At 56.3% G+C, this 15,655-nt stretch carries 16 protein-coding genes and 1 riboswitch; of the genes, 6 read left to right on the forward strand and 10 right to left on the reverse strand.

The window, feature by feature from the left end; all coding sequences use genetic code 11:
• Both rhlE and H7K52_RS09935 read right to left on the reverse strand, forming a co-directional pair.
• Entirely contained in the window at positions 1–1,374 is a 1,374-nt protein-coding gene (rhlE, locus tag H7K52_RS09930; protein WP_003851827.1) for an ATP-dependent RNA helicase RhlE, read from the reverse strand.
• Positions 1,375–1,591: 217 nt separating this feature from the next.
• Positions 1,592–1,984, reverse strand: a complete 393-nt coding sequence (locus H7K52_RS09935; protein ID WP_003851829.1) for a YbhQ family protein — start codon at positions 1,982–1,984, stop codon at positions 1,592–1,594.
• A 179-nt stretch (positions 1,985–2,163) separates the two neighbouring features.
• On the opposite strand from H7K52_RS09935, the gene H7K52_RS09940 reads away from it, so the two are divergent.
• From H7K52_RS09940 to H7K52_RS09950, 3 genes are read left to right on the forward strand one after another with little or no spacing between them, the layout of a single operon-like run.
• On the forward strand, positions 2,164–2,925 hold the full coding sequence (locus H7K52_RS09940) for an endonuclease/exonuclease/phosphatase family protein (RefSeq protein ID WP_003851831.1): 762 nt from the start codon (positions 2,164–2,166) through the stop codon (positions 2,923–2,925).
• A complete protein-coding gene (clsB, locus tag H7K52_RS09945) occupies positions 2,922–4,166 on the forward strand; it encodes a cardiolipin synthase ClsB (RefSeq protein ID WP_182629994.1) in 1,245 nt (414 codons plus the stop codon). Before H7K52_RS09940 ends, clsB begins: the two co-directional genes overlap by 4 nt.
• Positions 4,166–5,131: a lysylphosphatidylglycerol synthase domain-containing protein gene (locus H7K52_RS09950; protein ID WP_003851834.1), complete on the forward strand. Its 966-nt coding sequence runs from the start codon at positions 4,166–4,168 to the stop codon at positions 5,129–5,131. The genes clsB and H7K52_RS09950 overlap by 1 nt, the downstream gene beginning before the upstream one ends.
• A gap of 48 nt (positions 5,132–5,179) precedes the next feature.
• On the opposite strand, the gene H7K52_RS09955 is transcribed toward H7K52_RS09950, so the two are convergent.
• Positions 5,180–5,887, reverse strand: a complete 708-nt coding sequence (locus H7K52_RS09955) for a Bax inhibitor-1/YccA family protein (protein WP_078804203.1) — start codon at positions 5,885–5,887, stop codon at positions 5,180–5,182.
• A 104-nt stretch (positions 5,888–5,991) separates the two neighbouring features.
• Positions 5,992–7,086 (reverse strand): DUF1615 domain-containing protein, encoded by a 1,095-nt coding sequence (locus H7K52_RS09960; RefSeq protein ID WP_008925056.1) that lies wholly within the window; start codon positions 7,084–7,086, stop codon positions 5,992–5,994.
• A 106-nt stretch (positions 7,087–7,192) separates the two neighbouring features.
• Between H7K52_RS09960 and H7K52_RS09965 the strand changes: the two genes are divergently transcribed.
• Positions 7,193–7,978, forward strand: a complete 786-nt coding sequence (locus H7K52_RS09965; protein WP_182629995.1) for an OBAP family protein — start codon at positions 7,193–7,195, stop codon at positions 7,976–7,978.
• 98 nt (positions 7,979–8,076) lie between these two features.
• Here the strand turns inward: H7K52_RS09965 and moaE are convergent, their stop codons facing one another.
• The 5 genes from moaE to moaA all read right to left on the reverse strand — a co-directional run bounded on the left by moaE (position 8,077) and on the right by moaA (position 10,782).
• Positions 8,077–8,529, reverse strand: a complete 453-nt coding sequence (gene moaE, locus H7K52_RS09970; RefSeq protein WP_039659218.1) for a molybdopterin synthase catalytic subunit MoaE — start codon at positions 8,527–8,529, stop codon at positions 8,077–8,079.
• Between the two features lies 1 nt (position 8,530).
• A complete protein-coding gene (gene moaD / locus H7K52_RS09975; protein ID WP_003851844.1) occupies positions 8,531–8,776 on the reverse strand; it encodes a molybdopterin synthase sulfur carrier subunit in 246 nt (81 codons plus the stop codon).
• Entirely contained in the window at positions 8,769–9,254 is a 486-nt protein-coding gene (moaC, locus tag H7K52_RS09980; RefSeq protein ID WP_008925053.1) for a cyclic pyranopterin monophosphate synthase MoaC, read from the reverse strand. The genes moaD and moaC overlap by 8 nt, the downstream gene beginning before the upstream one ends.
• 11 nt (positions 9,255–9,265) lie before the next feature.
• Entirely contained in the window at positions 9,266–9,781 is a 516-nt protein-coding gene (gene moaB / locus H7K52_RS09985; RefSeq protein WP_008925052.1) for a molybdenum cofactor biosynthesis protein B, read from the reverse strand.
• Positions 9,782–9,795: 14 nt separating this feature from the next.
• A complete protein-coding gene (gene moaA, locus H7K52_RS09990) occupies positions 9,796–10,782 on the reverse strand; it encodes a GTP 3',8-cyclase MoaA (RefSeq protein WP_003851849.1) in 987 nt (328 codons plus the stop codon).
• A riboswitch (molybdenum cofactor riboswitch) is annotated at positions 10,772–10,905 on the reverse strand. It overlaps the preceding gene by 11 nt.
• A gap of 204 nt (positions 10,906–11,109) precedes the next feature.
• On the opposite strand from moaA, the gene H7K52_RS09995 reads away from it, so the two are divergent.
• Positions 11,110–12,033, forward strand: coding sequence for a gluconeogenesis factor YvcK family protein (locus H7K52_RS09995; protein WP_003851850.1), 924 nt, complete (start codon positions 11,110–11,112; stop codon positions 12,031–12,033).
• Here the strand turns inward: H7K52_RS09995 and uvrB are convergent.
• The gene (gene uvrB / locus H7K52_RS10000; RefSeq protein WP_003851852.1) at positions 12,017–14,038 is read right to left on the reverse strand and encodes an excinuclease ABC subunit UvrB; all 2,022 of its coding nucleotides are present in this window, start codon (positions 14,036–14,038) and stop codon (positions 12,017–12,019) included. The genes H7K52_RS09995 and uvrB overlap by 17 nt on opposite strands.
• 892 nt (positions 14,039–14,930) lie before the next feature.
• Here uvrB and H7K52_RS10005 point away from each other — a divergent pair.
• Entirely contained in the window at positions 14,931–15,653 is a 723-nt protein-coding gene (locus H7K52_RS10005; RefSeq protein WP_003851859.1) for an ABC transporter ATP-binding protein, read from the forward strand.
• Positions 15,654–15,655: the final 2 nt, after the last annotated feature.

Here is a 15,655-nt window from a genome sequence, read left to right on the forward strand (position 1 = left end):
TCAGACGTTACCGGTACGCTTCGCGGCTGCCGGACGACGTGGACGCGACGCGGGCTTATCGCCCTGAGGCGCGGCCTGGCTCTGACGACGCGCCTGAGGACGCTTGTCGCCGGATGAAGATGAACGCGATGCGCCTGCACCCTGTCCGCCCTGACCACGACCCCGGCCGCCGCCACCTGCACCGCCGCGAGACTGCTGCTGACGACCATTAATGATCGGCTCCGCTTTGATGCTCGGATCGGGTTCATAACCTTCAACGGCCAGACGCGGGATTTCACGCTTCAGCAGACGCTCAATATCACGCAGCAGTTTATGCTCATCGACGCAGACCAGCGACAGTGCGACACCGGTCGCGGCTGCACGACCTGTACGGCCAATACGGTGAACATAATCTTCGGCGACGTTAGGCAGCTCGTAGTTCACGACGTGTGGCAGCTCTTCAATATCCAGGCCACGGGCCGCGATATCGGTCGCAACCAGCACGCGAATGCCGCCTGACTTAAAGTCGGCCAGCGCACGGGTACGTGCACCCTGGCTCTTGTTGCCATGAATGGCTGCAGCACTGATGCCATCTTTGCCCAGTTGCTCGGCAAGGTGGTTCGCGCCGTGTTTGGTACGGGTGAAGACCAGCACCTGCTGCCAGTTACCTTCGCCAATCAGCTGCGACAACAGTTCACGCTTGCGCTTCTTATCAACGAAAGCGACCTGCTGCGCAACCTGCTCAGAGGCGGTATTGCGGCGAGCCACTTCAATCATTTCCGGATTGGTCAGCAGTTTCTCAGCCAGACCTTTAATCTCATCAGAGAAGGTGGCAGAGAACAGCAGGTTCTGACGTTTCGCCGGCAGGCGCGCCAGCACACGACGGATATCATGGATAAAGCCCATATCCAGCATGCGGTCCGCTTCATCCAGCACCAGAACTTCGACCTGTGACAGGTCAACGGCATTCTGTTGCGCCAGATCCAGCAGGCGACCTGGTGTTGCGACCAGAATATCAACGCCGCCACGCAGCTTGACCATCTGGGGATTGATGCTGACACCACCAAACACCACCATCGAACGCAGCGAAAGATACTTGCTGTAGTCGCTGACGTTTTCACCGACCTGCGCCGCGAGTTCACGGGTTGGGGTCAGGATCAGGGCGCGCACCGGGCGACGACCGCGGATTGGCGTGGCAGTGGCTGAGAGTTTCTGTAACAGGGGTAAAGTAAAGCCGGCCGTTTTGCCGGTGCCGGTCTGGGCACTCGCCAGCAGATCGCGGCCAGCCAGCACCACAGGAATCGCCTGGCGCTGGATAGGTGTAGGTTCGCTGTAGCCTTGTTCGGCGACCGCGCGCAAAATATCGGCACTCAGGCCGAGAGAGTCAAAAGACATTACGTGATTTACTCCGGTCCGCTCTGGCCGTGATTCACGGTGTAGTTTTCAGAGGGATAATGACGCCAGCTGGGGCTGACGCGTGAAAAGGGCACAAACTACGATGCGTAAGCGAGCGAGTGTATCAGCTTTATAGACAGTGTGCGAGATAGCTCACATTTACTGACACAACTTAATAGCCTGAAAACAGGAAGGCCACCTTCCGGTGGCCTTCAACTTAACTACGTTTGTTTTCGATTCGCCGCGGCGGCTCTTTCGCCAGCAGCGAGACCAGCGCCGGACCCAGCAACATCACTACGCCGAGACAGGCCAGCAGCAGGTTGTTGTGGTAAATTCGCGACACCAGGAACAGTGTCATCATGGCAGCGCCAAAGTAGTAAGTGGTGGTCGCTTCTTCAAGATAATCGCCGAGAGTACGTAAACGTGGGATGCGCTGTGTTACCAGCATGGCAACAAAAACCAGTGCATACATCGCCACCAGCGTACTGCAGACATCAACCAGAGCCTTGTGCTTCCAGCCCCAGATCAGCGCAGCGATCACCAGTAAATGCATAGCAATATGCAATAACGTTTGACCCGTGATGATTTGAATACGATTAGACCATTTCATTCAGTTCTCCTGGCAGACCCAACAGGTCGCCCAAGTGCTACCGGCAGAAGCCGGAAACGATTTCCTCAATGTAAAACAATTTTCGGATAACGCCCTAATTATTGCCCTCTTTCACCACCCATTTGTGACAAAGACTACACTTTGATTCTGATGATGATGAAAAGGAGTGCGTCGCGAGTATGCCACAAAACACGCAAGGATTTTCAATAAAAGTCCTGACGATCAATACACACAAGGGTTTCGCCCCGTTTAATCGCCGATTCATCCTGCCCGAATTACGCGACGCCGTTCGCGCAACAGAGGCGGATGTGGTCTTTCTCCAAGAGGTAATGGGCACGCATGCTATCCACGCCCTTAATCATGAGGCGTGGCCCGATTCTCCGCATTATGAGTTTCTGGCCGACACCATATGGAACGATTTCGCCTATGGGCGAAATGCGGTCTATCCGGAGGGACATCATGGCAATGCGGTGCTGTCACGCTTCCCCATCACCGAATATGAAAACCGGGATATCTCGGTAGCAGGCAGTGAAAATCGCGGCATGCTGCATTGCCAGATTGCCCTGCCGGAACCGCACGGCACGCTGCATGTCATCTGCGTACATCTGGGCCTGAAAGAGGCGCATCGTCACGCGCAGATGAAGAAAATATGTGAAATGGTTAACTCGCTGCCGCCCGACGCACCGGTCGTCGTGGCGGGTGATTTTAACGACTGGCAGCGACGCGCTAACTCAATCTTAAAACAGGGTGCGGGTTTGAAAGAGGTATTCAGCATGAAAACCGGACGCCCGGCGCGGACCTTTCCGGCACGCTTCCCGATCCTGCGACTTGACCGCATCTATGTGCGCAACGCCACGGTCAGTCATCCGTGGGCGCTGCCACGTAAACCCTGGTCACATCTGTCGGACCATGCACCGCTGGCCGTGGAGATCCACCTATGAATTTTAGCTGGCAGGAAGGCAACCGGCTGCTGTTGCTGGAAAATGGCGAAGCGTTTTTCCCGCGCGTCTTTGGCGCGATTCAGCGGGCAGAACGCACGGTATTAATTGAAACCTTTATTCTGTTTGAGGATGAGGTAGGCAACGCTCTGCACCGTGAGCTGCTGGCTGCGGCACAGCGCGGCGTGCGGGTTGAAGTGATGGTCGATGGTTATGGCTCCGCTGAACTCTCAGATAAATTTGTGAACAGCCTGACCAGCGCGGGCGTACGTTTCATCTATTACGATCCCCGTCCGCTGGTGATGGGGATGCGCACCAACGTATTCCGCCGTCTGCACCGCAAAACCGTGGTGGTGGATGATGTCGTCGCCTTTGTGGGCGGCATCAACTTTTCGGCTGAACACAACACCGATTATGGCCCGGAGGCAAAACAGGATTACTCAGTGCAGGTCAAAGGCCCGGTTGTGGCCGATATTGCCCGCTATCTGCAACAGGCGATTGGCAGCGAGCAGCCTACCCGCCGCTGGTGGGGCTCGCGTTCTCATCGTCCGGCAGTGAACGCTACACCTGGCGATGCCCAGGTGCTCTATATCTATCGCGATAACGACGAGCATCGCGACGACATCGAAGTGCATTATCTTGAGATGCTGCGCGAGGCGAAGCGGGATGTCATTATTGCCAACGCCTACTTCTTTCCTGGCTACCGGCTGCTGCGTGAGATGCGTAATGCCGCACAGCGTGGCGTCCGGGTACGCCTGATCGTTCAGGGCGAGCCAGATATGCCGATAGTAAAAGTGGGTGCGGAGCTGCTCTATAACTATCTGGTCGATGGCGGCGTCGAAGTGTATGAATATATTCGTCGTCCGCTGCACGGCAAGATTGCTGTAAAAGACGATCACTGGGCCACCGTCGGCTCCAGCAATCTCGATCCGCTCAGCCTCTCTTTAAACCTGGAAGCCAACCTGATCATTCACGATCATCCCTTTAATCAGACGCTGCGTGACAACCTCGAAGCGCTGCTGGCCAACGATTGCAAGCGCGTCCAGGAGGAGCACCTGCCACCGCGAAACTGGTGGCAACTGAGTAAAAGCGTGGTGGTGTTTCACTTCCTGCGCCATTTCCCGGCCATCGCGGGCTGGCTTCCGGCGCATACGCCCTTGCTGGCTCAGGTGAGTCCGCCGGTACAACCTGAAATGGAAACGCAGGATCGCGTTGAAGCTGATAATCCGGGAGCAAAATCCTGATGGCAAAAAAACATCCACGCTGGCAACTGGCGAAAAAAATCCTCACCGTACTGTTTTTCATCGCGGTGGTGGTTTTGCTGGTGGTTTATGCCCGCAAAGTGAACTGGGAAGATGTTTATAACGTCATCGTTAATTACAACCGTTTTGTGGTGCTGACCGCCGCCGGACTGGTGGTGCTGAGTTACCTGGTGTATGGCTGCTATGACCTGATTGGCCGCGCCTACTGCGGCCACAAACTGGCGAAGCGTCAGGTGATGCTGGTGTCGTTTATCTGTTATGCCTTTAACCTGACGCTGAGCACCTGGGTCGGCGGTGTGGCGATGCGCTACCGGCTTTACTCCAGACTCGGTCTCGATAGCGGCACCATCACCCGCATCTTCTCCCTGAGCATCGCGACCAACTGGCTGGGCTATATTCTGCTGGCGGGCGTGGTGTTCAGTGCCGGCATGGTCTCGATCCCCAGCGGCTGGTTTATCGGCGAGACCACACTGCGGTTGATTGGCGGGGTTCTGCTGGTACTGGTGGCGGTTTATCTCTGGGCCTGCGCTTTCTCAAAGCAGCGGCGCTGGACGGTAAAAGGCCAGACGCTGCAGCTGCCTTCGCTGCGCATGGCGCTGCTGCAGTTCGCAGTGTCCTGCGCCAACTGGATGGTGATGGGCGCGATTATCTGGCTGCTGCTGGGACGTGACACAGGCTATCCGATGGTGCTGGGCGTGCTGCTGATCAGCAGTATCGCGGGCGTAATCGTGCATATTCCGGCGGGTATTGGCGTGCTGGAAGCGGTTTTCCTGGCGCTGCTCAGCGGTCAGCACGTCTCGCATGGCACCATTATTGCGGGCCTGCTGGCGTATCGCGTGCTCTACTTTATCCTGCCGCTGCTGTTAGCGCTGGTGCTCTATCTGGGGCTGGAGAGTCGGGCGAAGCATCTGCGTCAGAAGAACGAACAGAAATTGCAGAAGTCGTAAAAAAAGGGAGGCGCAGATAATGCGCCTCCCTGCTAATGACTCACTGACTTAACGGCGGTTGCCGAAAATCCGCAGCAGCATCAGGAACAGGTTGATGAAGTCGAGATAGAGCGTCAGTGCACCCATAATCGAGTAGCGACGCAGGTTCTCCGTGTCGCGGGCATCGATCTGCTCACCAATATTTTTCAGCTTCTGCGTGTCATACGCTGTTAACCCCACGAACACCACTACGCCGATATAGGTAATCGCCCACATCAGCGCCGGGCTTTTCAGCCAGAAGTTCACCAGCGACGCCAGTACAATGCCAATCAGCGCCATAAACAGCAGGCTGCCAAAACGGCTCAGATCGCGTTTGGTGGTGTAGCCGTAGAAGCTCATCGCACCAAACATCCCTGCCGTGACAAAGAAGGTGCTGGCGATGGAGGAGTAGGTGTAAACCAGGAAGATACTCGCCATGGTCAAGCCGGTGAGGGCCGAATAGAGCATAAACAGTCCGGTAGCCACTGCCCCACTCAGGCGATGCACCATACCTGACAGGAAAAAGACCAGTGCCAGCTGCACGATAATCAGCCCGAAGAAAGTGATGCGATTGGCAAACACCATCTCCATCACTGCAGGCGTGCGCGCAGCATACCAGGAGACAAACGCGGTCAGTAACAGACCACAGGTCATCCAGCCATAAACCTGCGCCATATAGGCTTGTAAACCGCGAGATGCGGATTGAACGATGGAATCATTTCTTGGATATCGGTCCATGATGCACCTCTTGTTAGACGGATGAACAGATGCGCTCCCAACCGGGAGACATGCCAGAGGCTAAGTGTGGCACAGCTCAGCTCAACTGCGCCACAACATGCCGCTTAACGGCGCGACAGGCACTGCTGATAGCGGCTGTCAACACGCTGCGCAAACCACGCCGTGGTCAGATTACGGGTGATTTTCGGGCTTTCCAGCTTGATGCCCGGCAGCATTTCACGCGGGAGTTTGCGACCCGCCATTTTGTCCGCCAGGGTAAAGACCTGTTTCCAGAGTTCACTGTCGCTGAACGACGCTTTTTCCCCTTTCTCCAGATCGCGGCGAATATCGCTGTTGCTCATGTCGATCTGCTTCGACAGTGTGCGCACCGCGAGTTCAGTCCCCCCTGCCGCATCCGATCCATAAAGAATCAGATCCCCATCCAGCGCCAGCTTCATGCCGGTGGCGCGTGACACCGCCGCCTGGAAGGCCGCATTGCGACTGGCGTACCAGCCCGCATTGTAATCGGCAAAGCGGTAGAGCGGCTGACTGTAGTCAGCCGGGTAGCCGAGCAGATGCATAGTGCCGAAGTAGATTCCGCCGTGACGGGTAAAGACTTCGCGGCGGATGGTGCCATCGATCGGCCACGGGTAGCCTTTGGCGTGTGCTTCGGCAAACGCAATGCTGACCTGCATCGGCCCGCCGGTGTGGATTGGGTTGAGATTACCGAACAGCGTCTGGCCCATCGGCACCATGTCGATCAGGTCATCAAAGATAGCGCTGAGATCTTTTTCACTGCGCACCTTGTCCAGACGGGCCGCGTAACTTTCCCCGGTCGGCGACTTGATCAGCAGTGCGGTGCGCACCAGGAAGGCCGGCACATGCACCTGCGCCGCACGGCGGTTGATCTCGCCCCAGGCAATTTTTGGCAGGCCCGGTACGGCGGCCTCCGCGCTGAAGTTGCTCTCCTGATCCGCTACGGCGATGACTGCGCAGAGATTACTGGCGCTGGGATCGATCTGCTGCGTGCGGAAGGTGGTGTAGATGTCGTCGCTCCATGCGGCTTTATTACTGACGTGAGACGGCAGCAGTCGCTGGATCTGCGCTTTGACATCTTCGGGCTGCCGCACGGGCGCCTCAGGGGTTTTCTTGCTGCTACAACCCACCAGCACCAGCGCGGCGACCAGTGTCAGACGTTGCAGAATCGGGGTGGATGACATGCCTGTCCTCAGAATGAACGAAAGCCCTAGTCTACCATTGCCAGCGTTTCGCAGGCAGGCGAGAACTGAACTAAGGTTACCTTTTTTAACGTTAAAGGAACTTACGATGTTTAAACTCTGGCCTGTTGCGGCCTTCAGCCTGTTATTAACCGGCTGCGGCGCCAATAATACGCCTGCCCAGGTGCAGTCACCGGGCGCGCCCACCTCCTCCTCGCTTAAGGTGCTGGAGACGGGTGCCAGCGTGATTCAGTCACGTCCGCCTATCGACGCCATTAACACCTATCTCGATGGCTTCCATTTTTATAACGGCGACAGGAACGGTCAGATGGAGGCGCACCACTATGTCACCGTACTGAACGACGATGTGATGCAGGCGGTGATTTACGACGGCAATACGCGCGACGCACGGCTGATGGGCGTGGAGTACATTATCAGCGAACGGCTGTTTAAGACCCTGCCGCCGGAAGAGAAGAAACTGTGGCACAGCCATCAGTATGAGGTGAAATCGGGCACGCTGATTGCGCCGGGCTTACCCGCCGCCGCCGACCATGCCCTGATGACACGCATCGCGAACACCTACGGAAAGACCTGGCACACCTGGCACACGGATCGTGATAAAACGCTGCCAATTGGCATTCCGGCCTTGATGATGGGCTTTACACAGGATGGTCAGATGGATTCGCGACTGCTGGCGGATCGCGATCGCCGCTTTGACGTCGACAGTAAACAGATCCGTGCCGAACGAGCGGATATCGTAGCGCATCCGGCGGCACCGGGCGCCAATGCCTGGGAAAAGGGTCAGGTTATTCAGCTGAAGCGCACCACTGGCGGTGGTGAACACAGCCACGGCCAGACCGGCTTTGGCCCGGCGGAGCAGCTAAAGCAGCCTTAAGCGACGTGATAAGCGTGTTTTCTGGCAGTGGCGTGTGGATACACAGAGGAGACTCAGCGGGCGAAAAGGGTCTGGCCCGCTGAGCCATTAACGCCGCCTTAGTCCCAGCGCTGAGCTGCCTGCTGATCGCTGTCGCGGGCGTCCACCCAGCGATCGCCCTGCTCAGTCGCTTCACGCTTCCAGAAGGGGGCGCGGGTTTTCAGGTAATCCATGATGAACTCTGCGGCAGAAAAGGCGCTGCTGCGATGCGCACTGGTCACACCCACCAGCACGATTTCATCGCCGGGAAACAGTTCGCCGACGCGATGAATCACGGTAACCCGTTGCAGTGGCCAGCGTTCGCGCGCCGCATCCACAATCTCCTGCAGCGCTTTTTCGGTCATGCCGGGATAGTGCTCCAGCGTCAACGCCGCCACGTTATCACCCAGATTGTGGTTGCGGACTTTGCCGGTAAAGGTTACCACCGCACCATCTTCATCACAGGCCGCCAGCCAGCGATACGCTTCCGCCATATCAAAGGGTGCAGGGCCAACGCGAATCTGCGTTTCCATCTCAGCCTCCGGTCACGGGCGGGAAAAAGGCGACTTCATCCCCGGCGTGCAGCGGATGCGTCATCGGCACCAGCGTCTGATTGACCGCCGCCAGCAGTTTGCCTGACTCCAGCGCCAGCGCCCAGCGATCGTTGCGGTCGGCCAGCGCACTACGCAGCGTGGCCACATCCGGGTAATCAGCACCGACCTCAAGTGATGCCGTGCCGGTCAGCTCACGCACCTGGGCAAAAAACAGCACCTTAATCATGCGCGACCGCCTGGAAATCGCCGCTTTTACCGCCGCTCTTGCTGATTAAACGCAACTGATCGATGACGATATCTTTCTGTACCGCTTTGCACATGTCGTAGATGGTGAGGGCGGCAACCGAGGCGGCCGTCAGCGCTTCCATCTCGACGCCGGTTTTGCCGGTGAGGCGACAGAGCGTGGTAATGCGAACCCGATTATGATCCGGTTCCGCTTCCAGATTCACTTCCACTTTGCTCAGCATCAGCGGATGACAGAGCGGAATCAGCTCCCAGGTGCGTTTTGCTGCCTGAATCCCGGCGATGCGCGCCGTGGCAAAGACATCCCCTTTGTGGTGGCTGCCTTCCATAATCATCTGCAGCGTTTCAGGCTGCATCAGCACCAGCACTTCTGCCCGCGCTTCTCGCACGGTTTCAGCTTTGGCGGAGACATCCACCATGTGCGCTTCGCCAGCGGCGTTAATGTGTGTGAGTTGAGACATACTTACCGTTCTTACCGTTTCTTCAGATGTGAGACAAAATTACAGGGCGCGGTGCGCGCATCAAGCTGGTCAGCAATAATCCGCTCCCAGGCAGTACGGCAGGCGCTGGTTGATCCCGGCACAGCCAGAATCAGCGTCCCGTTAGCCAGACCGGCAACGGCGCGCGACTGCAATGTTGAACCGCCAATCTCTTCATAGGAGACCATCCGGAACAGTTCGCCAAAGCCGTCAATCTCGCGATCAAACAGTGGCAGCAGGGCTTCCGGCGTGCTGTTTTTCAGGTTAAAGCCGGTGCCGCCATTAATAATCACCACCTGTACATCTTCACTGGCGATCCAGCGCGACACGGTGGCGCGGATGCGGTAGAGATTATCCGGCACGATGGCGTGATCAACCACCTCATGGCCCGCTTCTGCTGCCGCCTCGCGCAGGTAGTCGCCGGAGGTATCGTTGCTGGCATCGCGACGATCTGACACCGTCATCACCGCCATCTGCAATGCCTGAAATTCGCTGGCTGGTTTACCCATACTTCCTCCTGAAATTAGCCGCCAATGTAAGAGAGATTCTGTGTGATGCCGGTGTTGCCCTGATGCAGGAAGTGGGTCTGCTTTTTCTGCCCCAGGCTGCTGGCAATGCGCGCCTGTAGTTCGGCCTGCTGCTCATCGGACGCCAGCAGGTCGCGCAGCGGTACGCCGCCGTCACCAAACAGGCACAGGTGCAGATTACCGTGCGCTGAGACGCGCAGACGGTTGCAGCTGGCACAGAAATCTTTGGCGTAAGGCATGATCAGGCCAATCTCGCCGACATAATCGGGATGGTAAAAGACCTGCGCCGGCCCGTCACTGCGTCCACTTTCGCGGCGCTGCCAGCCCTGGGCGATCAGTTGATCGCGGATCACCATGCCGGAAACGTGCTGATCGCGGAACAGCGTGCCGCCGTCGCCGGTTTCCATCAGTTCGATAAAACGCAGCTGGATCGGGCGGGTGCGGATCCAGTCGAGGAACGTCGCCAGATTACGGCTGTTGAGATCACGCATCAGCACACTATTGACTTTGACCTGGCGAAAACCGGCGTCCAGCGCGGCATCGATGCCGCTCATCACCTGATGGAATTTATCCTGACCGGTAATAGCGTGAAACTGACGGGCATCCAGACTGTCGACGCTGACGTTAAGTGCGGTTAAACCCGCATCGCGCCACTGCTTCACATCACGCGCCAGCCGGTAGCCGTTAGTGGTCACCGCGATCTGGCGGATAGAAGCGTTTTCACGGACCGCCGCAATGATGTCGGTGAAATCACGGCGCAGCGACGGCTCACCGCCGGTCAGCCGCACTTTTTCGGTGCCGGCAGCGGCGAAGGCCCGCGTGACACGGCGGATTTCATCCAGAGAGAGAAAGCTTTTGTTACGAATTCCCTGCGGTTTGTAGCCGTCAGGCAGGCAGTAGGTACAGCGGAAATTACAGACATCCGTGACCGACAGGCGCAGGTAATAGAACTTACGCGCGTATGCATCAGTAAATTGTGACACCAGAACACCTTTCCAGATTGGGAGATGCAGTCATTTCTTCCTGCACCCTGGCAGCTCGATGGCTACGGCCTGAACCCCCTATCCGCAGACTTAGGCATTCAGGCTTGAGTGTACGCTGACCCGTTGATCAGCGCGGTAAGCATGATGGTAGCGTGTATTTCGCCACTCTTCCATGTGCTCTTTTCGCTATATATTCTTATACATATCGAATTTTCACCGCATGTTAGCGACAGGATACGTTAAAATGCGATCCAGATTTTGACGCATGTCATCCGCGCGGGCTTAGCGTTTAGAGCCTCGCCACGCGAACGGATTTTAAGGAGAAGTATGAATCGCACACTGGCCGATCTTGATCGCGTTGTGGCACTGGGAGGCGGACACGGTTTAGGCCGCGTGATGTCGGCCCTTTCCCCGCTGGGTTCGCGTCTCACCGGTATCGTCACCACCACCGACAACGGTGGATCAACCGGCCGTATTCGCCGCTCCGAAGGCGGGATCGCCTGGGGCGACATGCGTAACTGCCTCAACCAGCTGATTGCGGAACCCAGCGTCGCCTCAGCGATGTTTGAGTATCGCTTTGCCGGTAACGGCGAACTGGCCGGACACAATCTCGGTAACCTTATGCTGCGGGCGCTGGATCATTTGAGCGTACGTCCGCTTGAAGCGATTAATATCATCCGCAACCTGCTGAAAGTGGATGCCTTTTTAATCCCGATGTCAGAACAGCCGGTGGATCTCGTGGCGATGGATGCCGAAGGCAATATGGTTTACGGTGAAACCGCCATTGACGAGATGAAACAGCCGCCACAGGAATTGATGCTCCATCCTAATGTCCAGCCCACGCGGGAAGCATTGCAGGCGATAGGTGACGCGGATCTGATCCTGATTGGTCCAGGCAGTTTTTACACCAGCCTGATGCCGATTCTGCTGATGGAAGAGATGGCGCAGGCATTGCGTCGCACGCCCGCCACCATGGTGTTTATCGGCAATCTGGGCCGTGAGCTCAGTCCCGCTGCCGCCAGTCTGTCTGTGGCTGATAAGCTTCAGATGATGGAGCGTTACATTGGCAAGCGAGTCATTGATGCGGTGGTGGTCGGCCCGTCAGTGGCAACAGAGGGCATTGAAAACCGTTTGATTGTCCGGGAACCGCTGGAGGCCGCCGACATCAAATATCGTCACGACCGCCAGCTATTACGGGTGGCGCTGGAACACGCCATTCAGGGCTTTGACGGCGCTACGAGGCCGCAATAAACAGCGTTCGCAGCTCATGCAGCTGATCGCGCACATTTGCCGCCTGTTCGAACTCCAGGTTCTGCGCGTGTTGCTGCATCTGCCCTTCCAGCTCGTGAATCTTTTTCTGCAGAGCCTGCGGCGTTAGCAGCTTGAAATCGGCCAGTGCCTGGGCTTCGCCAGGACGTGCCGGTTTCGCTTTGCCGCGGGTTTTCACTATGTTGTTACCCAGTTCCAGAATATCGGTGATCTTCTTGTTCAGCCCCTGCGGCACAATGCCGTTTTGCTCGTTGTGTAGCTGCTGCTTCTCACGGCGACGCTCGGTCTCTTCAATGGCGCGTGCCATCGACGGCGTAATTTTATCGCCGTAAAGAATCGCCTTACCGTTGATGTTACGCGCCGCACGACCAATGGTCTGAATCAGCGATCGTTCAGAACGCAGGAAGCCCTCTTTATCCGCATCCAGTATCGCGACCAGAGAGACTTCCGGCATATCCAGCCCCTCACGCAGTAAGTTGATGCCCACCAGCACATCAAACTCCCCCAGACGTAAGTCGCGAATAATCTCCATACGCTCCACAGTGTCGATATCGGAGTGCAGATAACGCACCTTCTCGCCATGCTCCGTCAGATACTCGGTGAGATCTTCAGCCATGCGTTTGGTCAGCACCGTGACCAGCACACGTTCGTTGATTGCCACGCGCTGACGGATTTCTGACAGCAAATCGTCGACCTGAGTCCCGACCGGGCGCACTTCAATGATGGGGTCCAGCAGGCCGGTAGGACGTACCACCTGATCGACCACTTCGTCGCCCGATTTTTCCAGCTCATATTTGCCCGGCGTGGCAGAAACATAGATGGTCTGCGGCGCCAGTGCTTCAAACTCTTCAAACTTCATCGGACGGTTATCCAGCGCCGACGGCAGGCGGAAGCCATACTCAACCAGCGTCTCTTTACGCGCCCGGTCACCTTTGTACATGCCGCCAATCTGCGGAATGGTGACGTGTGACTCATCCACTACCAGCAGGCCATCCGCCGGCAGATAATCAAACAGTGTCGGCGGGGCTTCGCCCGGTCCACGTGCGGAAAGATAGCGCGAGTAGTTCTCGATGCCAGAGCAGTAGCCCAGTTCGCTCATCATCTCCAGGTCAAACTGGGTACGCTGGGTAATGCGCTGCTCTTCCAGCAACTTATTATTCTCAAGCAGCACCCGGCGGCGGTCCGCCAGCTCGACTTTAATATCTTCCATTGCCTGCAGAATGCGCTCGCGTGGCGTGACATAGTGCGTCTTTGGGTAAATGGTAAAACGCGGCACCACAGAATCGATCTGACCGGTCAGCGGGTCAAACAGCGACAGACGCTCCACCTCTTCATCAAACAGTTCAACGCGCAGCGCAATATCGTCCGACTCTGCCGGGAAAATATCGATCACTTCACCACGCACGCGGAAAGTACCGCGCTGAAACGCCTGATCGTTACGGGTGTATTGCAATTCTGACAGGCGGCGCAGGATGCTACGCTGATCAATAATCATGCCGCGGGTGAGGTGCAGCATCATTTTCAGATAGAGATCGGGATCGCCCAGACCATAGATTGCCGAAACCGACGCGACGACGATAACGTCGCGCCGCTCCAGCAGCGCCTTAGTGGCCGAGAGACGCATCTGCTCAATGTGTTCGTTAACCGATGCATCTTTTTCAATAAAAGTGTCCGAGCTCGGTACATAGGCTTCAGGCTGGTAATAATCGTAGTAAGAGACGAAAAACTCGACGGCGTTATCCGGGAAAAACTCTTTCATCTCGCCATAAAGCTGAGCGGCCAGCGTCTTGTTCGGGGCCAGCACCATTGTCGGGCGGTTGAGGTCGGCAATCACGTTGGCGACGGTAAAGGTCTTACCAGAACCCGTCACACCCAATAAGGTCTGATGGGCCAGTCCATCCTCCAGCCCCTCTTCCAGGCGACGGATCGCCTCAGGCTGATCGCCCGAAGGTTTGAAGGCGGAATTCAATTTAAAGGCTTTGGTCATGAATGCAGTTCCTGCTGGAGAAGTCGGCGGGCAGGCACTTATTTTACTCTGCTATGGTGATTTTGCCAGAAAATAATACTGGATATAAAAACAGTAATGATGCATTGTTAATGTCAGCACAATGAGACTTTTTGAACCGGCGACGTCGTAGCGATTGCACAAAGTCTGTTGCGCAATGTTATCCCCAGACCCGGATCAGATTTAACATTTGTCAATAGAGCGTCACAAAATTACAGTTCGGTTACCTGACAGATAATTCGCAGGCTTGTTTTTTGATAACCTACTGATTTAATTTACTTTAGGTCACAAGGCCAGATTCTCGTCATAATGTTACCAGGCCGCGTATTTCCTCGCTTCCAACTGGTTTTCATTACCTAATGCACAAGGTTATCCACAGGAATGGTGGATAAGTGATGGCAGCCCCGCCGCCATCAGCTGTGTATAATTTTTCCCTGCTCCTTCATCGCCTCGAAAATAATTTTTTTTGCGTTAAATTTCACGTCAGCCGCTGACGGAATATTCTGCATTTTTCATCGTCCACCTGATGTATCACGCAAATTTTCATCAATCCACTAAGATTCTTAATCAGACTTATTGCCTCTTAACACACCGTCTGCACCAGAAACAGCGCCCCGAGGCACTGCAAAAGTGCAGCGGCGTGACCACCGTGGGGAATTGATAAGTTTTTCTCAACTTTTATCCCTTAAACATGGCATCCCGGCCGGAATCAGGACCGTTTTTAGATCTGGCCTGAGAATTGCAGGAATGACTGGCGTCAACGCGCTTCACGCGCACTGTGCTGCAATAGCGAGACAGCTGTTGCTGATGACTTGTTTGCCAGACGACAGAGAGCGGATGCAATCAGGCTAATGATCGGGAAGGAGAGTGTCAGATGCTGAGTCTACGTTCGGTCAATCAATTTTACGGTCAGAACCATATTCTGTGGGATGTGGATCTGGATCTGGCACCTGGCACCTGCACGGGCGTTCTGGGTCGTCAAGGCATGGGGAAAACCACGCTGGTCAACTGCATCATGGGCAGACTGCCGATTAACAGCGGCTCTATCTCCTGGAAAGAGGATGGCTCACCGCCAGAAGATCTTCTGCTGCAGCCCGCTGAACAGCGGGCACAGATGGGCATTGGCTATGTTCCACAGGGCCGCCATATTTTTACGCAGATGAGCGTGGAAGATAACCTGCTGATTGCCCTGCTGGCGGGGGCCAGCCAGCGTGATCGCCATCGCGCCATTCCCGAAATGGTATTTGATTTGTTTCCGGCGCTTTATTCACTGCGACAGCAGCGCAGCGGCGATCTGCCGATCGATCAACAGCAACAGCTGGCCCTGGCGCGCGCACTGGTGCTGCAGCCCAAATTGCTGATTCTGGATGAGCCGACTGACGGGATGTCGCCGTGGCTGGAAGAGGAGATGGGCAACCTGATTCGTCGTCTTAATCTCGACTACGGGCTGACCATCCTGCTCCTTGAACAGCGACTGTCGCTGATCCGTCGCGTGGCAGACTATTTTCTGCTGCTGCACCGCGGTCGCAATGTGGCGCAGGGCAGCATGGAACAGCTGGATGACCACACCGTCGATAAGTGGCTGACGGTGGCCTGAGG

This window comes from Pantoea hericii (assembly GCF_014155795.1).
Classification (GTDB): Bacteria; Pseudomonadota; Gammaproteobacteria; order Enterobacterales; family Enterobacteriaceae; genus Pantoea; species Pantoea eucalypti.

What these genes read in the sequence shown, in the direction of transcription:
- H7K52_RS09940 (WP_003851831.1), top strand. Translation starts at nt 2,164, where the DNA reads ATGCCACAAAACACGCAAGGATTTTCAATAAAAGTCCTGACGATCAAT.
- moaB (WP_008925052.1), bottom strand. Translation starts at nt 9,781, where the DNA reads ATGGGTAAACCAGCCAGCGAATTTCAGGCATTGCAGATGGCGGTGATG.
- rhlE (WP_003851827.1), bottom strand. Translation starts at nt 1,374, where the DNA reads ATGTCTTTTGACTCTCTCGGCCTGAGTGCCGATATTTTGCGCGCGGTC.
- H7K52_RS10005 (WP_003851859.1), top strand. Translation starts at nt 14,931, where the DNA reads ATGCTGAGTCTACGTTCGGTCAATCAATTTTACGGTCAGAACCATATT.
- H7K52_RS09950 (WP_003851834.1), top strand. Translation starts at nt 4,166, where the DNA reads ATGGCAAAAAAACATCCACGCTGGCAACTGGCGAAAAAAATCCTCACC.
- H7K52_RS09935 (WP_003851829.1), bottom strand. Translation starts at nt 1,984, where the DNA reads ATGAAATGGTCTAATCGTATTCAAATCATCACGGGTCAAACGTTATTG.
- moaC (WP_008925053.1), bottom strand. Translation starts at nt 9,254, where the DNA reads ATGTCTCAACTCACACACATTAACGCCGCTGGCGAAGCGCACATGGTG.
- H7K52_RS09995 (WP_003851850.1), top strand. Translation starts at nt 11,110, where the DNA reads ATGAATCGCACACTGGCCGATCTTGATCGCGTTGTGGCACTGGGAGGC.
- uvrB (WP_003851852.1), bottom strand. Translation starts at nt 14,038, where the DNA reads ATGACCAAAGCCTTTAAATTGAATTCCGCCTTCAAACCTTCGGGCGAT.
- H7K52_RS09955 (WP_078804203.1), bottom strand. Translation starts at nt 5,887, where the DNA reads ATGGACCGATATCCAAGAAATGATTCCATCGTTCAATCCGCATCTCGC.
- clsB (WP_182629994.1), top strand. Translation starts at nt 2,922, where the DNA reads ATGAATTTTAGCTGGCAGGAAGGCAACCGGCTGCTGTTGCTGGAAAAT.
- moaE (WP_039659218.1), bottom strand. Translation starts at nt 8,529, where the DNA reads ATGGAAACGCAGATTCGCGTTGGCCCTGCACCCTTTGATATGGCGGAA.
- moaD (WP_003851844.1), bottom strand. Translation starts at nt 8,776, where the DNA reads ATGATTAAGGTGCTGTTTTTTGCCCAGGTGCGTGAGCTGACCGGCACG.
- H7K52_RS09960 (WP_008925056.1), bottom strand. Translation starts at nt 7,086, where the DNA reads ATGTCATCCACCCCGATTCTGCAACGTCTGACACTGGTCGCCGCGCTG.
- H7K52_RS09965 (WP_182629995.1), top strand. Translation starts at nt 7,193, where the DNA reads ATGTTTAAACTCTGGCCTGTTGCGGCCTTCAGCCTGTTATTAACCGGC.